Consider the following 21,973-nt stretch of genomic DNA (forward strand, 5'->3'; position numbering starts at 1 on the left):
ATGACCTATCGCAATTCCGAGCCGCCCACTAAGCATTTGGAGGTATTCCATTGACCCGCCTCAGAGAAACCCGCGCCGCACGCAGCCGAACCGCTTTGTTTGCTGCGGCAGCCGTTCTAGCCGTCGCCCGCAAGCAAGCGGGAAGCCGTACGTACCCGCCTAGGTCAATAGCCGCCGATCCAGCTTGCGCCTCATCTGCCCGTTCAACCGAAGCGCATTGCCGACCACCGATACGGAACTAAGCGCCATCGCCGTTCCCGCCATCCACGGCTCGATGCCGCCGATCGCCGCGAACGGAATAATAACGGCATTGTACAGAAAGGCAAAACCGAGGTTTTGGCGGATGTTGCGCACCGTCAATCGACTGATCAGCAGCGCTTCGGAGATTCCCGTCAACCGTGACCGGAGCAGCGTCATATCGCCCGCGTCCAGCGCGGCCTCCGTGCCGCCGCCCATGGCGATGCCGATATCCGCCGCTGCCAGAGCGGGCGCGTCGTTCCAGCCGTCCCCGGCCATCGCGACCACATGCCCATCCCCCTGCAGCTTGCGAATCAGTGCCGCTTTATGCTCCGGAAGCAAGGAGGCATGTACGTCGTCAATGCCGGCCAATGCCGCAGCCTTGGCCGCGGCGGACGGATGATCGCCCGTTGCCAGCAGCACGTGGACGCCTTCGTCGACCAGCCCTTCTACCGCTTCCCTCGACGTGCGTTTAACAGAATCGGACAATGCGAAGGCGCCGGTATTCACGCCGTCGACGAACACATAAACGACCGTTTCACCCGACTTCTCCTTCGGTTCCGCGAATCCGTGAAGCGCCCGGTGGATCGACCATGACCGTTCGGCTGCAAGCGCGGCGTTGCCTACCACGATTGATTTCCCTTCGACGATCGCCTCGATCCCTTTGCCGGGATAGGCGACATGCGCGGACGAAGCCGGCAGCACGAGCCCCGCGCGCCGGGCCGATTCCCGGATTGCATCCGCGAACGGATGCTGCGACCGCTCCTCCGCGGCAGCCGCCAAGCGGAGCAGCGTATTCGGCGCGCCGTTCAGCGCAGAAACGCCTGTTACGGCCGGCTTGCCTTCCGTCAACGTGCCCGTCTTATCCAGAACGATCAGATCCAGCTGCGCCAGCCTTTCCAGTGCGCTTGCTTCTTTCAATACGATGCCGCGCCTTGCGAGCTTGCCCGTCGCCAGCACGAGCGAGATCGGCGCAGCCAGCCCGAGGGCGCAAGGACAAGCGGCGAGCAGCACGGCGAGCGCGTGGATGGATGCGGTCTTCCAATCGCCCGGATTGAGCAAGAGCAGCCACAGCAAGAGCGTTCCCAGGGAGAGCAGCATCATAACCGGAACGAATACGGCTGCCAGCCGGTCGACTCGGCGCCCGATGGACGATTTGGTCGCCTGCGCCTGACGCGTGATGGCTGCAATCCGGCTGAGCATCGTATTGCGTCCCGTCGCGAGCACCTGCAGCCGCAGCGCCTGCCCCCTGACGGTGGTGCCGGCGAATACGCGATCTCCGGCCGCCCGCTTCACAAGCCCGCTCTCGCCGGTCAGAAACGACTCGTCCAGCGTCGATTCCCCTTCGATCACAAGCCCGTCCGCGGGCAAATGTTCATTCGCTTCGACCAGAAGCTGATCGCCTACCCGCAGCCGGTCAAGCGGAATCCGTTCCGTAATTCCGCCGCGCACGACAATCGCTTCTTTCGCCTGCAGCGAGGCGAAGCCGTCGCCTTCCTTCATGACCCGCTCCGAAGCCGTCGCTTCCAGCAGCTTGCCGATCAGCACGGCCGTAATAACGACGGCCGACGTCTCGAAATATAGCGCTCCCCCGGCCAACATGGCCGCATAGCTGTATACGTAAGCAGCGGTCGTGCCGATCGCCACCAGCACGTCCATATTCGCCGTCCGTTCCCGCAGCGCATAATACGCGCCGAAATAAAACGGCATCCCGATAAAAAATTGCACGATCGACGCCAGCAGCAGCTGCAGCACCGGCTCCTCGATGAAAGCCGGAACGGGTATGCCCCGCAATGCGGAATAATGATGCGCCATCGTCCAGAGCAAGGGCAGCGTCAGCAAACATCCGGCGAACACCCGGAGTTTTAGCGAGTCGATCTCCGAACCGCCTTCTCCTTCGCGCCCGTACGGGAACGCCTGGAACCCGATTTGTCCGATCCGTTCGATAATCCCCGCCGGCGAAACCGTTCCGGAGGCATACGTAATATAAGCGGACTTCGCCGCGTAATGCACCGACACGCCGGAGACGCCGGCAAGCTTGCCGACGGCACGCTCGATCCGCGTTGCGCAAGCCGTACAGCTCATGCCGTGAATGCGTAAATCCAGCACTTCTTCCTCGACTGGAGGCTGCATAGCCGCCCTCCTTTACTTTTCACTGCCCGACCAAGCTTGACCCTGTGTCCTGCCTGTCCATGCTTGACCCCATGTCTTGCGCAAGCAGGTTTGCTCCTTGTTAACCGGAGTGAGCATGATTGCCCTGTCCGGCCTGCATGAGCATGGCCGGTATCGCCTGACTGCAGACAGCCCCAAGCTGTCCTACTCTCCAGTATATGGCGCTGATGCATGCCGCATGATATAAAAAAAGCACCTTCGCATCGAAATACGAAGGTGCCGCCTTGCCTTACGAGCTTGCCGCTTGTTATTCGCCCGTCTTAACTTCTCCCGGCCAGCTGAGCATGCCGCCAAGTACGTTAATGACCTCATAGCCTTGCGCCGCCAAGTAATCGCAAGCTTTGCCGCTGCGGTTACCGCTTCTGCACACCATATAGAGCGGCTCTTCGAAGTCGTTGAGTTCGCCTAGACGTTCAATAAACACGGACAGCGGGATGCTGACCGCTTCTTTGATATGGCCGGACTCCCATTCATCCGGTTCCCGAACGTCGATGACGCTGAGCTTCTCGCCCTCCCGAAGCCGGGTTTCCAATTCGCTTGCCGTAATTTCTCCCATTTCCCGTTACCGCTCCTTCGAAAGCTTATTCATATCGATCTACCTAGCATTTTACCTTCCGGCAACCCGTCATGTCCAGCCGCCCGGATAAGCAAACAGCATCTGCGATCGCGCAGATGCTGCTCTGTTATTCGCATGGTTTTAGATGCGTACCGCTGTTCCGCTTACCGCTACCATCAGCATGCCTTCGCGGACGACCTCGTAATCGATATCGATGCCGACGATCGCGTTCGCGCCCAGACGCGATGCATGGCTGGACATCTCGTTGAACGCCACGTCGCGCGCTTCCTTCAATTTCGTCTCGTAGGCGCCCGATCGGCTCCCGACAATATCGGTGATGGAGGCGAATAAGTCACGCATGATGTTCGCACCCATAATCGCTTCGCCCGTCACTACGCCAAGATAACGTCCGGCTTATGCAGGATCGGCAGATACTGAACCTCATTCATAACGATGCATTAAGCCGATGGCGTTCGGCCTCTGTTCGTCGTCCTCGTTCGCGTCTTCCCTCCGCGGCCTGCAACCAGCCAGCAGCCGAGCAGAATGACAGCCGACCAGCACCATAAATTGAAGTTCCATAACGGCTGAAACGTTCCTTGGGGCGGCTTCATCTTCAATGTATGCGGATCCAGCGCCAGTTCAGGCGTCCATACGGTCTCTCCGCCTCTAAACAAGACAAGCACGACCAGCATCAAAACCACAGTGGTCAGCGCCCACTTTAATTTGCGCGTCCTCGCTGCCTGATAGAACAGCGACGAGACGAAAATTCCGAAAATCGCAGAAGACAGCGGCGCCACGATTAATGCGCTAACCAAGTTGGCGCTGTCCACCGACAGCATCATTTTCCCTATAAACAACAAGAGTCCGAAGACAACCGCCATCATCCATAACAGGCTCTTCGTACCGAGAGAAGACATTGCGGGCTGCCGTTTTCTCCTCTCCAGCTCGTACCATTTCTTATACCGGTGCAATAGCATCAAGCCAGGCACGCCGACGCCGATCAGAGAGAACAAGTACTGCAGCAGCTGATAGAGGTGCTCGCCGCCGTAATTGCCCTCCAGAAACCCGAACCATCCGACGTACAAGCCCGACGCGTGCGTCCATGCGTCCATGAACATATGCGTCCAATATCCGACAAACAACGAAACAAGGAAAATCGTCCACGTACGCACGGAATTCAGACGCCACTCTTCCGACGTCATGTACTTCGCGAACCGGTCCAACCCGCCGGTCGACGGCATAAACTTCGGCAGCACCGGCTTGACGATGCCATGAAACGCAATGGCGAACGCTATGCTGAGCGGCACGCCTTGCAGCAGATACCCGCGCAGCGAGTGGCCGATCGTCCGATAAGATTCCATGGCCATGAAGTATTCCATATCCGGAATCATGCTGCCGAGCACGAGACCGGTCACGCTTAGCCATCTTGGCGCAATGCGCTTCAACGGCACCGAAAACAGCGGATGAGAAAATGTAAACGGCATCGGATTAGTCCAACTGACCGAACTTGCTTAACGGCCACAGCCGGAATACGGCCCTTCCTTCAAGACTGGACAGCGCGATCGGCCCAAGCATCCGGCTGTCTTGGCTGTTCTCGCGGTTATCGCCCATCACGAACACGGATTTCTCGGGTACCTTGAACGGAACCTTCATGCCGTTGGAATAGGTCAGCCCTTTTACGTAAGGCTCATCGATGACGCTATTGTTCACAAGCACATGGCCGTCGTCCGTGAAATCGATCATATCGCCTGGCATACCGATTACCCGCTTAATAAGCCGCTTGTCGCTTTCGGGTCCGCTGATGATAACGATATCCCCCCGGTGAGGCGATTCAAAATGATAGCTGAGTTTATCTTCGATAAGCCGCTGCCCGTCTACGAGCGTTTTTTGCATCGAAATGTTCTTGACCTCGGTTTGCGCAAACGCATAATTCTGAATCAGGAGCGCCGCCGTAATCGCAATGCCCAGCGTGACGCACCAGTCCCGCAATTCTCGAACCCATCGTTTCTTCATTGCTTCTGACTCCCTTCCAAGTTCGCCTGTCCCAATCGCCATGCTTTTTAATACGAATTTTCCGGACGATAAGTTTCTTCTTCAGAAATAGATTGCCTAAAAAGGATTGCTCTTCCTATTTACCTATTATACATTTAGAAAGCTCACATCCCAATTCCCGAAGGAGTGACGGTTCCTTTGTCCGCTGTAGAGAAAGCCCGCGATCAGGCACCTTTGATTCAAACGACCCGGTCGGACCATATCCTGTTCGTCGTCGTTACGCTGCTTTACTGGTCTACGCTCTATGTCTATGTACCGATCTTATCTCCATTTATGAAAAGCGGCGGCTACGCCGATGTCCTGATCGGCATCGTCCTCGGCAGCTATGGATTCGTTCAAATGCTCGTGCGGTTTCCGCTCGGCTTGCTGTCAGATAAGCTGCATAAGCGAAAACCGTTCCTGATGCTCGGCATGATCACAGGCATGCTCAGCTGTCTCCTCTTCATGATTCCCGGCTCCTGGCTGTGGCCGCTTGCCGGACGCATGATGTCCGGCGTCTGCGCCTCCGCATGGGTCGCATTCACCGTGCTGTACGCCGCTTATTTCGCCTCTTCCGATGCGACGAAAGCGATGAGCAATATCAGCTTCATGACCGTCTCCGGCCAGCTGATCGGCATGGTCTTAAGCGGATGGCTCGCCGATACGTACGGCTGGAACGCAGCATTTATGGCAGGCGTTATACTAGGCATATTCGGATTAGTACTCGCGTTCGCCGTCAAGGAACCGAAGGAAGGCGTCACGCGCTCGCCGATTTCGCTGAGCCATCTCAGGGAAGTCGTCCGAACGCCGTCCCTGCGGCAAGTGTCGACGCTGTCCATCCTCGCCCATTGCGTCCTGTTTATCACGATGTTCGGCTTTACGCCGCTCAAGGCGACATCGCTCGGCGCATCGGACGGTCAGCTCACGCTCATCGTCATCGCGTTCATGGTGCCGCACGGACTCGCTTCGCTCCTTACCGGCCGCTGGCTCGTGCCGAGGTTCGGGACATGGAACGTCATCGGTACCGCTTATTTGCTCAGCGGCATCTTCACGGTCGCAATCGCTTTCGCTCCGAACCTGGGCGTGCTCGCCGTCACGCAAGTGCTGAACGGCTTCGCGCAGGGCATGCATCTGCCGATCTTGCTGGGTCTTGCCATCCAGCCGTTCGAGTCATCGAAACGGGCGACGGCCATGGGTTTCTACCAAGCGATCTATTCCATCGGCATGTTCGCCGGTCCGTTCCTGGCCGGCTTCATCAACGATATGTTCGGAAGAGACTACGGCTTCGTCCTCGGCGGCGCATTCGCCCTGACCGCGCTGCTGCTGACGCTCGTATGGAAACGCAGCAGCAGCCGTTCAGCAGCGTCTGCCGCTTAACCAGTCTCAATTTAGACTCAACAAAGCCTTAATATAAAAGCCTTAACATAGAAAACACCTGCCAGTTGCGAACGCGCGTTCGAACCGGCAGGTGTTTTTCTTGTCTCGTCTTACATGCACTCTTCCGGCTCTTCTACCTGTGCATCCTCGATGGTAATTTTATCGGCGACCGTGTCCCGAATGACGGAAACGATCGTTTGCAGCAAGTAGTTGATGTCCGCTTGGCTTTGCTGAAATTCCGTAATGATCGGAATGCCGTCCAGCTCGTCTTGCAGCACTTCGATTTCCTTCTCGATCTTGGCCGCCATGTCGGCGTTCTTGAACGTCGTCTCGAACGCGACGATTTCCTTCTGCTTTTTCTTGATTTGGGCGATCAGGCCTTGAATGCGTTCATTGCCTTGGATTTGCTTCTCCGCGCGTTGGAACTGCTGTACTTCCTCGGACGTGAAGATCATGCTCGCAAGTTCTTTCGTTTTCGCCATGATGTCCGCGCGAACGATGATGTCCTCCGTATTGAATTTCGGCACGCCGCAGCTCGCGCCTTTATCGTGATCATGCTCATTTTTCGTCGTTTGTTCGTTTGCCATCGTTTACAGCTCCTCTAGTCATTAAGATACCGCTTCTTCTTCCATTGCTTCCATAATCGATTCGGCCTTGATATACCACGTCTGGACATCCGTCACGCGCGCCTCGATGAATTGGCCGATCCATGAGGCGGGGCCTTCCATATGAACGAGCTTATTCGTCCGCGTCCGCCCTGCAAGCACGTTCGGATTGTTCTTGCTCTGGCCTTCTATGAGCACTTCGACTGTCTCGTTCACCAGCAGCTGGTTGCTTCGCAGACTCAACTCTTTCACGACATCATTCAGACGCGCAAGGCGTGCCTTCTTCACGTTCTCGGGGATACTGTCATCCATGTCAGCGGCAGGCGTGCCTTCGCGCGGCGAATAAATAAATGTATAAGCCGACGCGAAGCCGACTTCCTTCATGAGCGAGATCGTTTCTTCGAACTGCTCCTCCGTCTCCCCGGGGAAGCCAACGATAATGTCCGTCGTCAGCACGACGTCCGGCATCATCCGTTTGATCTTCCCGACGAGCTCCAAGTAGAGCTCCCGTGAATATTTGCGGCTCATCCGCTTCAACACTTCCGTGCTGCCGGACTGAACCGGCAGGTGGATGTGCTCGACAAGGTTGCCGCGCGTCGCCAGCACTTCGATCAGATGATCGTCGAAATCGCGCGGATGGCTCGTCGTAAAGCGGATGCGCGGAATATCGATTTTGGACATGTCCGCCATCAGGTCTCCGAACCGATAGTCGATATCTTCGAAGTCTTTGCCGTATGCGTTGACGTTCTGCCCCAGCAGCGTAATCTCTTTAAAGCCCTGCCGCGCCAGCTCGCGCACTTCGGCGATCACGTCCTCCGGACGTCTGCTCCGTTCTTTGCCGCGCGTATAAGGCACGATGCAGTAGGTGCAGAACTTATCGCAGCCGTACATGATATTCACCCAGCCGCGCATGCCCTCGCGCTTCTTCGGCAGGTTCTCGATGATGTCGCCTTCCTTGGACCAAACTTCCACGACCATCTCTTTGCCGAAGAGCGCATCCTGCAGCAAATACGGCAGCCGGTGAATGTTATGCGTGCCGAAGATCAGATCGACGAAGCTGTGCCGCTGCATGATCCGCCCCACGACCGACTCTTCCTGCGACATGCAGCCGCATACGCCGAGAATCAGACCTGGCTTCTCTGTCTTCAGATGCTTCAAATGGCCAAGTTCTCCGAATACCTTGTCTTCCGCATTCTCGCGTACCGCGCATGTGTTCAGCAGAATGACGTCGGCCTCGTTGCGGTCCTCGGTCGCCAGATAACCCATCTGCTCGAAGATCCCCTTCATCACTTCCGTGTCATGCTCGTTCATCTGGCAGCCGTAGGTCGTAATGTGGTAGGTCTTCCCCATGCCGAGCTGGCGCAGTTCCGGCGGAATCGACGACTCGTAGTGAACTTGTATCTCTTCCTTGCCGCGCCGCTTCTCATCTTTGTAGCTAGGCGCCGCATTTATCGTAATATCTCTACCGTTGATCCGGTAGGTCGTTTTACCGTCCGATTCCTTCAGCACTTTCGCACCCGAAAAATCGAAATATTTGGAGAAGTCTTTCTCACCCTTATTGGATTTCAAGTCAAGTGAGTTATTGTTGATCTCCCTTTCCATTAAGATTCACTTCCCCTCATCTATCCGATCTTTCGATTCTTCCAACCATGAATGCTAGCTTAACATCATAAAATTATACCATTTTCCCTAACGCTTTGCCATTCGCGATATTGTCAAAACATCGACATGCAGGCGATCTGTTGCAAGTTCCATTGTCCACAATATCGCCTAGCGATGCAAAAAAACGTTTGCCGCATGATGAACGGCAAACGTCTGCTTCAACTTAACCGATGATTTCAGCCTCGTCACCGGTTTTGGCGCCTGCGGCATTCGCCTCGTCGGTATCGATGTGCATGTCGAGCGCAAACTCGGGCGATACCCGGGCGATGACATTCTCCAGTACAACGCCGCGTTCACCAGTCAGACGAACCGACAGCTGCTGCTTGTCCGCAATGCCCCAACGCTCCGCATCGCTCGTATGGAAATGGATATGCCGCGCAGCTACGATGACGCCTTCCTCGATCGCCACTTCGCCGGCCGGTCCTTTGAGCGTAATGCCTGCCGAACCGGCGATATCGCCCGATTCCCGCAAAGGCGGGTTAATACCGAGCGAGAACGCATCGGTGCGCGATACCTCCAGCTGCGTACGCTTGCGCACAGGTCCAAGGATACGGACTTTACCGAAGCTGCCTTTCGGACCAATGACCTCCACTGTCTCGTTGGCCGCGTACTGTCCGGGCTGGGAGAGCGGCTTGAACTCCGTCAACTCGGCACCTTGTCCGAACAAGATCTCTACGTGCTCCTGCGCCAAATGAATATGCCGGGCGGATACGCCGACTGGAACTTTCTTCACCATGAACTGATCAACCTGCTTTCTCTTCCATGTCGCGAAGAAAGGCATACCGTTCGCAATGAACGGTATGCCTTCATCCAACTGGAATGGATTGGTATAGCGATTATTTGAACTCGGTTAAGAGTTTGCTGAACTGTTCTTCCGACAGCGCCAGGTCCTGGTTCGCAAGACCTTCCGGCTGAAAACCGCTAATCATGGATTCGTAGGATTGACGCTCTTTGTTTTGATAGATCAGACCGGTAAGCATACCGTTCGTTTCCATGATTTTGGTCATGGCCGCAACACGGTTGGACGGATCGTAATCCGGGAATTGATCCAGATTGACGATGTTTTCTTTGAACCAGTCGTAAGTATTGACTTTGTTGAACGTTACGCACGGGCTGAACACGTTGATAAGCGAGAAGCCTTTGTGGTTCAAGCCCGCTTCGATCAACGCCGTCAGCTGCTTCAGGTCGCTCGAGAAGGACTGCGCAATGAAAGTCGCGCCCGCGGACATCGCGATTTCCAGCGGCGAGAGCGTCGACTCGATAGAACCTTCGGGCGTCGATTTCGTCTTGAATCCTTCCGCACTGCGCGGCGAAGTTTGACCTTTGGTCAAGCCGTAAATTTGGTTGTCCATGACGATGTACGTCAGGTCGATATTACGGCGAATCGCGTGAACCGTATGGCCCATGCCGATTGCGAAGCCGTCGCCGTCTCCGCCGGAAGCGATGACCGTCAGCTCGCGGTTTGCCAGCTTCACGCCTTGAGCGATCGGCAGCGCGCGGCCGTGAATACCGTGAAGGCCGTAAGCGTTAATATATCCGGAAATCCGGCCGGAGCATCCGATACCCGAGATGACCGCCAGGCTTTCTGGTTCCAGTCCCACGTTAGCGGCAGCGCGCTGAATGGCGGCTTGAACGGAGAAATCTCCGCAGCCCGGGCACCAGTTCGGTTTTACGTTATTGCGAAACTCTTTAAATGTCGCCATCTTAGACCAACTCCTTGCATGCTTTGTGCACTTCGGAAGGCAGGAACGGATTGCCGTCGTATTTCAGAACGCTCTTGATTTTGTTCGCATGACCGGCATGAAGCTTCACTTGATCCGCCAGCTGGCCTGTCGCGTTATTCTCCAGTACGACGACTTTCGCAGCACTGTTCAGGTAAGGCTCGACCAACTCCGTTGGGAACGGGTGGATTTGGCGAATGGTGATATGGTTCGTTTTCACTCCGTCGCTTTCCAAACGAACGCGCGCCTCGTCGATCGTGCCGCCTGTCGAACCCATGCCGATGATGAGCAAGTCAGCCTCGGCATAAGGAGCGTCAGCGCGAACGGCATCGCGGATGTACACGCCGTTCAGCTTCGATAGACGTTTATCCATCATTTTCTTACGGTTGATCGCGCTCTCCGACGGACGACCCGTCTCGTCGTGCTCAACGCCCGTTACATGGTGCAAACCGAATTTGTCGCCAGGGATAACGCGCGGCGAAACGTTGTCATCCGTAAGCTCATAACGCTTGAACAGGACGTTTGTTTCCAGTTCAGGCAGCTCGCGAACGAGTTTGCCGCGGTTGATCGGCATTTTATTGAGATCCAGCGGCTCGCAGGATTGTTTACCCAGCGAGAGCTGAAGGTCTGTCATTAGAATAACCGGAACTTGGTACTGCTCCGAGAGATTGAAAGATTCGATCGTGTCGTAGAAGCAGTCTTCCAACGAGGCAGGCGCGATTACGATTTTCGGAATTTCTCCGTGCGTACCGTAAACCATTGCGTTCAAGTCGGATTGTTCCTGCTTTGTCGGCAAGCCCGTCGAAGGACCGCCGCGCTGCGTATCGACGATAACAAGCGGCGTTTCCGTCATGCCAGCCAGACCGATGGCTTCCATCATGAGCGACAAGCCGGGACCCGCGGATGCGGTCATCGTGCGCACGCCGGCATAGTTGGCGCCGATCGCCATCGTTACCGCCGCGATTTCATCTTCCGTTTGAACGACGGTACCGCCGAATTTCGGAAGCTTCTTGATTAAGTATTCCATGATCTCGGACGCCGGCGTAATTGGATACGCGGACATTAGGCGGCAGCCGCCCGCAACGGCGCCAAGGCCGATCGCTTCGTTGCCGATCATGAACAGTTTTTGCTTGCCGTCGGCAGGCTCAAGCTGGAACTCTTCCAATGGGCCGCCTGCAAGATCGAGCACGAAATCGGAGCCGCGTTTGACCGCTTCGATATTCTTCTCGACGATCGCCGGACCTTTACGACCGAATTCTTCTTCTACCGCTTTATTGAAAACGTCGACGGGCAGACCAAGAAGCGCCCAAGAAGCACCGGACGCAACCATGTTTTTCATGAGCGATGTGCCCAGATCTTCTGCAATCGAAGTAATTGGTACAGGGAACAATCTAGCATTGATGCCTTCCGGAAGAACCGGGTTAAACTTGGCATCGGCGACGACTACGCCGCCCGCACGCAATTCATGCGCGTTTAAATCGATGCTCTCTTGGTCGAATGCGACCAGAATATCCAAGTCATCCGAAATCGCGAGTTTCGGCTTCGTGCTGATTCTGATCTTGTTGTTCGTGTGACCGCCTTTGATCCGCGAAGAAAAGTGACGGTACCCATACAAGTAGTAGCCAAGACGGTTAAGAGCTGTCGAGAAAATACGGTCGGTACTTTCAACGCCTTCCCCTTGCTGACCCCCGATTTTCCAAGACAATTGACTGATCAAAATGCCCATCTCCTCTTTTGAATAAACCTGCAATATTTTCGACGATATACAAGAAGAAACGGTTGTCGCCGGCGTTTAGCGGCGCGTTAAGCTTCTTCCCTTAGACCCCTTGCAATTTCATTGAACTGATACGAATAAATTCAATAAAGGTTTACAAATGATTGACTGTTTCTATCTTTAATCAAATAAATTTTATGTCTCTAATTTGTAAATTGCAAGCTGTTTCCTTCTTTTTTTCAAATAGTTCTTTTCGATTATACCCATATCACAGCGAGATCGGAATGAAAGGATCGTTCATCGGGGCAGATGCATTGCCAAAAACCCCATCGCGTTCTTCTCGAAAAACGATTTCACTTGTTCTTCCGAGTACCGCGCAAGCAGGGCATCTTGCAGACGATGCAGCTCGCCGGGATGAGATAATCCGTCGACGTAATGGTCGATGCCGTCGAAATCCGATCCGAACATCAACTGCTGCTCGCCGCCAAACTCGCAAATCCGCTCTACGTGACGGAGCACGTCAGCAATTCCGGCAGGTACGCGCGACGATACGAATTGCGGCACGAAAGTGACGCCAATCAAGCCGCCTGCGGCCAGCAGCGCCTTGATTTGATCGTCTGTCAGGTTGCGTGGATGCTGACAATGGCTCCGGCTGTTGGAATGGGATGCGATTACCGGTCTTGATGACGCTTGCATCATATCCCAGAATGCGCGGTCGCTTAAATGGGACATATCCAACAGTATACCCAATCTATTACATTCTTCTACGAAGGCACGGCCTTTTTTTGTTAAACCGCCTCCGCGGGTCTCCAAAACGCCGTCCGCAGCCCAATTGGCATTGTTCCAGGTCAAGCCGATTGCACGCACGCCAAGCACGTAAAGCATTCGCAGCATCGCAGGATCGCCCTGCAGGCCGTCTGCGCCTTCCAACGAAAGCATGGCTCCAATGACCCCCGGTTTCAGTTGAAGAGCCGTAATGTCCCCTGCCGTGCGTATAAAGGTTACTTCAGGCGAGACGAGCACCTTGCGGTAGAAGAGATCGATGCTTTGCAGGATCGGCACCATCGTTTTATCCATTCGTTCCGGCACGTAGACGGCGAATGTCTGGAACGTCGCGCCCGCTTGCTTCAATCGCGGTAACGTAACATCCAGTTTATTGCGATCATCGTCGATGAAAGAGAGCGTCGGATCCTCAAGCAATTTCCACAAGACGTCGCAGTGAAAATCGGCTTTGCGCAAAGGTTCCACTCATATCAGCCTCCGTCGAATCAAATTAATCCCCGATGCACGTTTATTCATGACTCGAAACTCATACACAATGCAAAAAAACCTGCCTACGTCGTAAACAGGTCTAGTCCTTTTACTTGTCGCTTCCGGATCTCGGTTTTATCTCGGCTCTACGATAAGCTTGATCGCCGTTCGGTCTTCTCCATCGATCACGATGTCCGTAAACGCCGGGATACAAATGAGGTCCACCCCGCTTGGCGCGACGAAACCCCGTGCAATCGCAACCGCCTTTACCGCTTGATTCAACGCACCAGCCCCGATTGCTTGCAATTCAGCCGCTCCGCGTTCACGCAACACGCCGGCAAGCGCTCCTGCAACAGAATTTGGATTGGACTTTGCTGAAACTTTTAAGACGTCCATGGAAAGTGACCTCCTCGGGAATGATGGATGAATACCGCTATTAAGATAGTTATTCGAGAGAGGCCAAATAATTCCTTCTTTCTTTTGCTATGTTAGCAAAATCTTCTGAATTGCGAGAATTTTTCATAGAGTACATTTACCCTGTAACCGCTTGCTCTAAACGGGCATAAAAAAATGGCTGCTACATGAGCAGCCATTCCGTTTCCGTCAACCGGATTTTTTGAATTCGCTTTGCTTTGCCCGTCGCTTCGTCGATCTCGACTGAAACGCCGTGCAGATGCCAGTTGCCTTCGTCGACTACGAATCGAACCGGCAGCTGAGTGAGAAATTTATGAAGGACCGCGTTTCGTTCCATGCCCAGGACGCCTTCCATGGATCCGACCATCCCGACATCCGTGATATACGCTGTTCCGTTCGGAAGAATGCGATCGTCGTTCGTTTGCACATGCGTGTGCGTGCCGACCACGACCGATGCCTTCCCGTCCAAATGCCAGCCCATGGCAATCTTCTCCGAGGTCGCTTCCGCATGGAAATCAACGAAGATGTTCTTCGTCTTCTGCCGAAGCTGTTCGATCAATTCGTCGGCTTTCCGGAACGGACAATCGATCGGCGGCAGGAACGTACGGCCCTGCAGATTAATGATCGCGAGTTCCTTGCCGTTGGCTTTCACGATCATCGCGCCTTGTCCCGGCGCTTCCGGCGCAAAATTGGCCGGGCGCACGATACGAGGCTGGTCGTCCAGCCACTCGAAGATGTCCTTGTTATCCCACGTATGATTTCCCATCGTAATCCCGTGAACGCCAGCATCCAGCAGTTCTTTGACGATCGCTGCCGTAATGCCTCTTCCCGCAGCCGCATTCTCGCCGTTCGCGATGATGATATGCGGGTTATACTTCGTCTTCAGTGAAGGCAGGACCTTCTTGACCGCAGCGCGGCCTATGTTGCCGACGATATCGCCGATGAATAATACGTTCATTTGATTCCTAACCTCTCTGTTTAGACCAGAAAAGTGGCTGACAGGCAGCCACTTTTCTCGTTTTTGCTTATGCGATTATTTGGCATATTCGACGGCGCGCGTTTCGCGAATAACCGTAACTTTGATATGACCCGGATAATCGAGTTCACTCTCGATTTTCTTCGTAATGTCACGCGCTAAGCGGAATGCTTCCGTATCGTCGATTTTGTCCGGCTGCACCATGACGCGAACTTCGCGGCCGGCTTGAATGGCGTACGACTTCTCGACGCCTTCGAACGATTCCGAAATCCCTTCCAGCTTCTCCAGACGCTTGATATACGTTTCGAGCGTTTCTCTTCTTGCTCCTGGACGTGCAGCCGATAATGCGTCTGCCGCGCCAACGAGCATGGCGATGACCGAAGTTGCTTCACAGTCGCCATGATGCGAAGCGATACTGTTGATGACAACCGGATGCTCTTTGTATTTCTTCGCCAATTCGACGCCGATCTCGACGTGCGAACCTTCAACCTCGTGGTCAAGCGCTTTGCCGATATCGTGCAGCAAACCGGCTCTTCTAGCCAGCGTGATGTCTTCTCCCAGCTCTGCAGCCATCAGACCGGTCAAATACGCGACTTCCATGGAATGCTTCAGAACGTTCTGACCATAGCTCGTACGGTATTTCAAGCGGCCCAAAATTTTGATCAGATCTGGGTGCAGACCATGAACGCCAACTTCATACGTCGCCTGCTCTCCGTATTCACGGATGCGCTCGTCCACTTCCTTACGCGACTTCTCGACCATTTCCTCGATGCGCGCAGGATGGATACGTCCATCTGCAACGAGCTTCTCGAGGGATGTGCGAGCGATTTCGCGGCGGATAGGATCGAAACCGGACAAGATGACCGCTTCCGGTGTATCGTCGATGATGAGATCGATACCGGTCAACGTCTCCAGTGCACGGATGTTGCGGCCTTCGCGGCCGATGATGCGACCCTTCATTTCTTCATTCGGCAGGGCAACGACCGAAACCGTCGTCTCTGCCACGTGATCAGCTGCGCAGCGCTGAATGGCTAGCGAGATAATATCACGAGCTTTCTTATCCGCTTCTTCCTTCGCCTGTTGCTCGATCTCTTTGATCATTTGAGCCGTTTCATGACGAACCTCTTGTTCAACGTTAGTAAGGATAACTTGCTTCGCATCCTCCATCGTCAAGTTCGAAATTCGCTCCAACTCATGAAGCTGCTGCTTGTAAAGTGAATCGATCTGCTCTTGCGTTTCCTCGATCCGCTTCTCTTTGTTGGCTACTTGTTCTTCTTTGCGTTCCAGCGCTTCTATTTTTTTATCCAACGACTCTTCTTTCTGAATAAGTCGTCTTTCAAGACGCTGTACCTCATTGCGACGTTCGCGAATATCTCTCTCAGCCTCGGTACGGAGCTTGTGGACTTCATCTTTCGCTTCGAGAACCGTTTCTTTCTTTAGCGCCTCCGCGTCTTTTCTCGCATTTTCTACGATCTGACTAGCGGCTTGCTCGGCACTTGAAATTTTGGCCTCGGCGATCGATTTTCGAATAAAATAACCGACACCAAAGAAAATTGCACCAACAACGAGAGCGATCAGGATAGTTGCCCAGATTGGCATTATCTCACCTCCTCGTTGTTCACCTAAGCAAACGCTTGGGACAGTATTTGGTTTTCCAGCCGGTTTTTAACGTGCATGCTTAATTTGACGAAAATAATCGTTTTGAATCAATTTTTGGAAGGAAAATCGATTCTAGAAGAAAGAATACAAATTCATTTTATCTTTTGTGAAAATCAATTGTCAAGCATGAGCCCATCTTCGTCTTCCAGCACTCCATCCGACGCCGCCTTGACCGCTTCTCTGACGGTCGATGAAGGAAAGCCACGGCGCAGCAAGAATACCGCCAGCTTCTGCTTTCGTTCGCGAATTTCCCCTTTAATGTAGGGCCATTTCTTCATCGCAGCTCTGATCGCAATCTCGGTCTCGGACTCCTCATTTAGCTTAGAAGCGGCTTCTTTCGCCGTATCTTTCTTGATTCCCCGCTGCTGCAGCTCCTGCTGCAGCAGGCGTCTTCCCTTCAACTGCGAACGCATCCGCTGCGCGGCATACTGCTCGGCGTATATGGAATCGTTGACAAGTCCTTCTTGTCGCAAACGCTCGATTGCTTTCTGGGTTGAGTGCTCGTCCAGCTCTTTCCGGGCCAAATAGCGCATGATTTCTTTCTCTGTCCGCTGCCTCGCTCCCAGATGGGCAAGCGCCAAAATATAGGCGCGATGATGGCTATCTTCCAGCACGATTTGCTTCAGCTCTTCACCGTCGATTTCTCTTCCCTTGAGAAGCCTAAACTTGATTAGCAGGTCTTCATGCACACTCGTAAATGGATCCTGGGCATCATTGACATAGATATAATAGCGTTGTTTTTTCTTCGGATCTTGTTCCACGCTCGTAATCGTTAAGATGCTGCTCACCTCTCTTGCGCATATGAGACAACCACAATCGAGGCCTTCGAAGCTCAGCGACCGCGATTAATGGCAGGTTGTATCGTCAAAAGGAAAGATGCTTCACTGTTAATACGTAAATGAAACTTTCCTGTTTGTAAAAAAGAAAAGCACCTGTCACAGGTGCTTCTCTGCTTATCCGATTCACTGCAATGATTGCTTATTCGAGATCCAGATCCAGCTCGTCCTCGGTTCCCTCGTCTTCACTGAATGCAGCGTCAGTCGCCGTTGCTGAGGCTACGTTGCTGGCATCGCGAATTTGCTTCTCAATGACGGAAGAGATATCCACACGATCCTTAAGGAATTGCTTCGCATTCTCGCGGCCTTGTCCCAGACGCTCGCCGTTAAAGGAGAACCAAGCTCCGCTCTTCTGAATGATATCATGCTCGACGCCGATATCGACAATGCTGCCTTCTTTCGAAATGCCTTCGCCGTACATAATGTCAACTTCCGCTTGTTTGAACGGAGGTGCGACTTTGTTCTTCACGACTTTAATCCGCGTACGGTTACCGACCACGTCATTGCCTTGTTTGATCGATTCAATACGGCGAACATCGAGACGAACCGACGAATAGAATTTCAGTGCGCGGCCGCCCGGCGTTGTTTCCGGGTTACCGAACATAACGCCGACTTTCTCGCGCAACTGGTTAATGAAAATCGCAATCGTATTCGATTTGCTGATTGCGCCAGAGAGCTTACGAAGAGCTTGCGACATCAGACGTGCTTGCAAGCCGACGTGGGAATCCCCCATGTCGCCTTCGATCTCAGCCTTTGGCACGAGTGCTGCGACGGAATCCACTACGACGATGTCCACAGCGCCGCTGCGTACGAGCGCCTCGGCGATTTCAAGCGCCTGCTCCCCTGTATCTGGCTGCGAAAGCAGCAGTTCGTCGATGTTAACGCCTAGTTTATTAGCATAAGAAGGATCGAGTGCGTGTTCCGCATCGATGAAGGCAGCTTGTCCGCCAGCGCGCTGAACTTCAGCGATCGCATGCAGCGCAACTGTCGTTTTACCGGATGATTCCGGTCCGTATACTTCGATAACGCGGCCGCGAGGAAAACCGCCGATTCCAAGCGCAATATCTAGTGCAAGCGAACCGCTGGACACGGTTTGAACCTGCATATGTGTCGATTCACCAAGTTTCATTATGGAGCCTTTACCAAATTGCTTCTCTATTTGACGCAGAGCCATTTCAAGCGCAGCTTTACGATCTGCCAACGAACTCACATCCCTCATTGTTTATATACTCATGATAACTTGTTTCAGTTGCTTTGACAAGACTTTTTACGAACATATATTCTTATTTATTTATCCATTGGCCAACGGAGAGACAAAAAAAGAACCGCAGCAAAGTAATCTTCGCCACGGTTCTTCCGTCTAAGTCGATTATAGTCGATCCTACTAACATTGACAAGCTATATTTCTAACAAAATCTCCTAGATTCCATCTTTACCGGACAACGCCTGCCATAAACGGTGAAGCAGCGACTTTGCGGCGCGAACGCGGATCATTTCCCGATTGCCGTTGAAATTGGCCGTGAATACCTTCGTCGGCTTCCCTCTCTCGGCTAATCCGAAATAGACGAGGCCCACAGGCTTGCCCTCGGATTCCGAAGGTCCAGCTACTCCGGTCAGCGATACGCCGAAGTCGCTTTCCGCCAGCTCGCGCACCCGCTCCGCCATCAGCGCGGCCGTCGATTCACTGATCGCTCCAGGCGCGCCCGTTCCCTCTAGCTGCGACATCGGAATACTCAGCAGGCGATGCTTCATGACGTTCGTATACGTCACGACGCCGCCTGTAAACTCGCCGCTGCTGCCGGGAATCTGGGTAATCAGCTGCGCGAACAAGCCGCCCGTAAGGCTCTCGGCGCTGGCTAGCGTCCTTCTGGACGCCCTCAGCTGCCGGACGACCGCTTCCTCTAGCGGGATGTCTTCGCGCGCGAAGATATATTGACCCACGCGCTCGTTGATTTGCTGCTCCGCGGCATCCAACCTGACGTTCGCTTCCAGCTCGCTGAGCGCTTTCGTAGACACCCTGATTGCCACTTCGCCTTCTTTGGCGTACGGCGCGATGGAAGGATCGGTCTGCGCCTCGATCAGATCGATCAACGCCTGCTCCAGGCTGGACTCGCCGATGCCGGCAAATTTAAGCAGCCGTGAGTACAACCGGCGATCCTCGTTCATGATGCCGCGCAGCCATGCTTTCGCCGGGCCATCGAACATCGGCTTCATCTCGCGCGGCGGGCCAGGCAGCAGCACATAATGCGTACCGTCGACCGTAAGCGCATTGCCGATCGCAAGCCCTGCTTCATTATCAAGCGGATCGCAGCCTTCGATCAAATTCGCCTGCCTCCGGTTGCTCTCTACCATATGTACGCCGCGCGACTTGAACATCGTTTCGATTTTGGCCATGCTCGGCTCGTGTTCCGTGATCGAACGCCCCAAGTACTCGGCCAAAGCATCTTTCGTCAAATCATCCATCGTTGGCCCCAAACCGCCGGTAAACAGAATCAAATCCGCGCGGGATCGCGCCAGTGCGATCGCCTCGCGAATCCGGCCCGCGTTGTCGCCGACAACGGTTTGAAAGTAAACATCGATCCCGAGTTCTGCCAGTCCCTGCGACAAATAGGTAGCATTCGTATTAACGGTTTGGCCCAGCAGCAATTCCGTGCCGACCGCAATGATTTCTGCACGCATCTCAACATCTCCGCTTCATATGTAAAGGATAGACGAACACGAATATGGAAGGTAAAACAGCTAGACTGAAAAGCAAGGCATCACTCTTTCCATAAAATGCGAAGGAGTGATGCCCAGGAAGCCTAACTATGCCGTAAGCGGGATAAGGTTTTTGTTTTTGACAAAATAATCGATTCCGGAGTACACCGTAATAAGGGCCGCCGCGTAAATCGAAATTTGGTCAAACGGAAAATCCAGAAACGCAAACGGGAAATTGTTCAACAGCAGCGCGATAATCATCGTGATTTGCACCGCAGTCTTCCACTTGCCCCATTTGCTGGCTGCAACAACCGTACCTTCCAGCAGCGCGATTTGACGCAATCCCGTAACCGCGAACTCGCGGCTGATGATGACAATCGCAATCCAAGCATGCAGTTTCTCCATTTCCACGAGGGAAATGAGAACGGCAGCAACAAGCAGTTTGTCTGCAAGCGGGTCAAGCAGTTTGCCGAGATTGGTCACGATTTTGTTCTTGCGTGCAATATAACCGTCGAGACCATCCGTGCTCGCTGCAACGATAAATACGAGTGCAGCCAAAATCTGATTCCACGTGATGGAGAAGTCTGAACCGTCGAAAGTGAGCGGTTTTAAATCGACGTTAATAAGCAGCAAGACCATAATAATCGGCACCAAAAAGATGCGTGCGAGCGTAATACGGTTGGCTAAATTCACTATAGCCCCTCCCCGGACATGTCAAATTCGTAAGCGTGCGTAATGCGCACCCTTTGAATTTCACCGATCGCAGCTTTGCAGTTGGAAATGAACACCTCGCCGTCGATTTCCGGAGCATCGTACGGCGAACGGCCGACATATACGTCGCTACGGCCATCATAGCGTTCAACCAACACATCGATTTCCTTGCCGATATGCTTGCCGCTTAATTCCTTGGACACTTCGCGCTGAATTTCCATCAACGTATTGGAGCGCCATTCCTTCACTTCATCCGGCACGGCGTCCGGCAGGCGAACAGCAGGCGTGTCTTCTTCTGGCGAATACGTGAAGACCCCAAGACGGTCAAATTTCATTTCGCGTACGAAATCGCATAAACGGTTGAAATCCTCGTCCGTTTCGCCGGGGAATCCGACGATAATGGACGTACGCAAAGCAACGTCAGGAATACTCGCACGAATGCGGGAAACAAGCTCTCGCGTGTCGCGTTGACGGCCTGGGCGACGCATGCGTTTCAAGATGGAATCTTCGCTGTGCTGCAATGGCATATCGATATAGTTGCAAACTTTCGAATTCGTCGCGATTGTCTCAATGAGCTCGTCCGTGAAGAAACCGGGATACGCGTAATGGAGGCGCACCCACGAGATGCCTTCCACTTCGCTTACGCGGTTAAGAAGCTCCGGCAGCATGAACTTGTCGTATAAGTCCGTACCGTAATTCGTAGAGTCTTGCGCGATTAAGCTGACTTCCCGAACGCCTTGATCGGCGAGCTGCTGAACTTCCGCCACGATCGACTCCATCGAGCGGCTGCGGAATTTACCCCGCATGATCGGAATGGAACAGAATGTGCATGCGTTATCGCAGCCTTCCGCAATCTTTACAAACGCCGTGTAGCGCGGCGTCGTAACTAAACGAGGCAGCTTCTGATCATAATCGAACGCCGGGTTGCCGACCTTCACAGGGCGTTTGCCGCGAAGCGCTTCGTCCACGATGTCCGTAATATGATGAAAATCGCCCGTTCCGACAATGCCGTCGATTTCCGGCATTTCTTCCATCAGCTGCTTCTTATAGCGCTGCGTCAAGCAGCCGGAAACGATAAGCGCCTTTAATCGACCGGTTTGCTTAAATTCCGCCATATCCAATATCGTGTTGACGGACTCTTCCTTCGCGGCGTCGATAAAACCGCAGGTATTGACAATAATTACGGTTGCGTCGTCTGCCTGATCCACCAAATGGTAGCCTCTGGCATCGATCAACCCCGACATAATTTCAGAATCGACGAGATTTTTCTCGCATCCCAATGTTACGACTTTCACTCTTTCAGTCATCGATGTATCCCCCAAACCCCTCCGAAAAGCTATCTTAACAAGTATAA

The 21,973-nt window shown here is 53.7% G+C and carries 19 protein-coding genes and 1 pseudogene; 1 reads left to right on the plus strand and 19 read right to left on the minus strand.

Annotated elements, in window-relative coordinates; all coding sequences use genetic code 11:
* Positions 1–159 precede the first annotated feature (159 nt).
* The 5 genes and pseudogenes from GZH47_RS03470 to lepB form a co-directional block, all read right to left on the minus strand.
* A complete protein-coding gene (locus tag GZH47_RS03470) occupies positions 160–2,370 on the minus strand; it encodes a heavy metal translocating P-type ATPase (RefSeq protein ID WP_162638570.1) in 2,211 nt (736 codons plus the stop codon).
* Positions 2,371–2,656: 286 nt separating this feature from the next.
* On the minus strand, positions 2,657–2,965 hold the full coding sequence (locus GZH47_RS03475; RefSeq protein WP_162638572.1) for a rhodanese-like domain-containing protein: 309 nt from the start codon (positions 2,963–2,965) through the stop codon (positions 2,657–2,659).
* Positions 2,966–3,106: 141 nt separating this feature from the next.
* Positions 3,107–3,370, minus strand: a pseudogene (locus tag GZH47_RS03480) (heavy metal-binding domain-containing protein); the annotation flags it as partial.
* A 53-nt stretch (positions 3,371–3,423) separates the two neighbouring features.
* Entirely contained in the window at positions 3,424–4,449 is a 1,026-nt protein-coding gene (locus GZH47_RS03485; RefSeq protein ID WP_162638576.1) for a DUF4184 family protein, read from the minus strand.
* Positions 4,450–4,453: 4 nt separating this feature from the next.
* Complete coding sequence (lepB, locus tag GZH47_RS03490) at positions 4,454–4,978, minus strand: signal peptidase I (RefSeq protein WP_162638578.1); 525 nt, start codon at positions 4,976–4,978, stop codon at positions 4,454–4,456.
* A 177-nt stretch (positions 4,979–5,155) separates the two neighbouring features.
* Between lepB and GZH47_RS03495 the strand changes: the two genes are divergently transcribed.
* Positions 5,156–6,373: an MFS transporter gene (locus GZH47_RS03495; RefSeq protein ID WP_225446353.1), complete on the plus strand. Its 1,218-nt coding sequence runs from the start codon at positions 5,156–5,158 to the stop codon at positions 6,371–6,373.
* Positions 6,374–6,483: 110 nt separating this feature from the next.
* On the opposite strand, the gene GZH47_RS03500 is transcribed toward GZH47_RS03495, so the two are convergent.
* From GZH47_RS03500 to rimO, 14 genes are all read right to left on the minus strand, one after another.
* Complete coding sequence (locus GZH47_RS03500; RefSeq protein WP_162638580.1) at positions 6,484–6,960, minus strand: YlbF/YmcA family competence regulator; 477 nt, start codon at positions 6,958–6,960, stop codon at positions 6,484–6,486.
* 21 nt (positions 6,961–6,981) lie between these two features.
* The gene (miaB, locus tag GZH47_RS03505; RefSeq protein ID WP_162638582.1) at positions 6,982–8,580 is read right to left on the minus strand and encodes a tRNA (N6-isopentenyl adenosine(37)-C2)-methylthiotransferase MiaB; all 1,599 of its coding nucleotides are present in this window, start codon (positions 8,578–8,580) and stop codon (positions 6,982–6,984) included.
* A gap of 223 nt (positions 8,581–8,803) precedes the next feature.
* Complete coding sequence (gene pduL, locus GZH47_RS03510; RefSeq protein WP_162638584.1) at positions 8,804–9,376, minus strand: phosphate propanoyltransferase; 573 nt, start codon at positions 9,374–9,376, stop codon at positions 8,804–8,806.
* A 100-nt stretch (positions 9,377–9,476) separates the two neighbouring features.
* On the minus strand, positions 9,477–10,343 hold the full coding sequence (locus GZH47_RS03515) for a 2-oxoacid:ferredoxin oxidoreductase subunit beta (RefSeq protein WP_162638586.1): 867 nt from the start codon (positions 10,341–10,343) through the stop codon (positions 9,477–9,479).
* Between the two features lies 1 nt (position 10,344).
* Complete coding sequence (locus tag GZH47_RS03520; RefSeq protein WP_162638588.1) at positions 10,345–12,078, minus strand: 2-oxoacid:acceptor oxidoreductase subunit alpha; 1,734 nt, start codon at positions 12,076–12,078, stop codon at positions 10,345–10,347.
* Positions 12,079–12,372: 294 nt separating this feature from the next.
* Positions 12,373–13,323: a dipeptidase gene (locus GZH47_RS03525; protein WP_225446354.1), complete on the minus strand. Its 951-nt coding sequence runs from the start codon at positions 13,321–13,323 to the stop codon at positions 12,373–12,375.
* A 138-nt stretch (positions 13,324–13,461) separates the two neighbouring features.
* Positions 13,462–13,722 carry a stage V sporulation protein S gene (locus tag GZH47_RS03530; protein WP_028597363.1) on the minus strand — a complete coding sequence of 87 codons (261 nt, stop codon included), beginning with the start codon at positions 13,720–13,722 and terminating at the stop codon, positions 13,462–13,464.
* Between the two features lie 181 nt (positions 13,723–13,903).
* The gene (locus tag GZH47_RS03535; protein ID WP_162638590.1) at positions 13,904–14,698 is read right to left on the minus strand and encodes a TIGR00282 family metallophosphoesterase; all 795 of its coding nucleotides are present in this window, start codon (positions 14,696–14,698) and stop codon (positions 13,904–13,906) included.
* Between the two features lie 75 nt (positions 14,699–14,773).
* Positions 14,774–16,315 carry a ribonuclease Y gene (gene rny, locus GZH47_RS03540; protein ID WP_162638592.1) on the minus strand — a complete coding sequence of 514 codons (1,542 nt, stop codon included), beginning with the start codon at positions 16,313–16,315 and terminating at the stop codon, positions 14,774–14,776.
* 173 nt (positions 16,316–16,488) lie between these two features.
* On the minus strand, positions 16,489–17,163 hold the full coding sequence (locus GZH47_RS03545; protein WP_225446355.1) for a RecX family transcriptional regulator: 675 nt from the start codon (positions 17,161–17,163) through the stop codon (positions 16,489–16,491).
* A 190-nt stretch (positions 17,164–17,353) separates the two neighbouring features.
* The gene (gene recA / locus GZH47_RS03550) at positions 17,354–18,412 is read right to left on the minus strand and encodes a recombinase RecA (protein WP_162638594.1); all 1,059 of its coding nucleotides are present in this window, start codon (positions 18,410–18,412) and stop codon (positions 17,354–17,356) included.
* A gap of 218 nt (positions 18,413–18,630) precedes the next feature.
* Positions 18,631–19,890, minus strand: a complete 1,260-nt coding sequence (locus tag GZH47_RS03555; protein ID WP_162638596.1) for a competence/damage-inducible protein A — start codon at positions 19,888–19,890, stop codon at positions 18,631–18,633.
* 126 nt (positions 19,891–20,016) lie between these two features.
* Positions 20,017–20,601, minus strand: a complete 585-nt coding sequence (gene pgsA / locus GZH47_RS03560; RefSeq protein WP_162638598.1) for a CDP-diacylglycerol--glycerol-3-phosphate 3-phosphatidyltransferase — start codon at positions 20,599–20,601, stop codon at positions 20,017–20,019.
* Positions 20,601–21,926, minus strand: coding sequence for a 30S ribosomal protein S12 methylthiotransferase RimO (rimO, locus tag GZH47_RS03565; RefSeq protein ID WP_162638600.1), 1,326 nt, complete (start codon positions 21,924–21,926; stop codon positions 20,601–20,603). Before rimO ends, pgsA begins: the two co-directional genes overlap by 1 nt.
* Between the last annotated feature and the right edge of the window lie 47 nt (positions 21,927–21,973).

Source organism: Paenibacillus rhizovicinus (genome assembly GCF_010365285.1).
In the GTDB taxonomy this organism is placed as follows: domain Bacteria; phylum Bacillota; class Bacilli; order Paenibacillales; family Paenibacillaceae; genus Paenibacillus_Z; species Paenibacillus_Z rhizovicinus.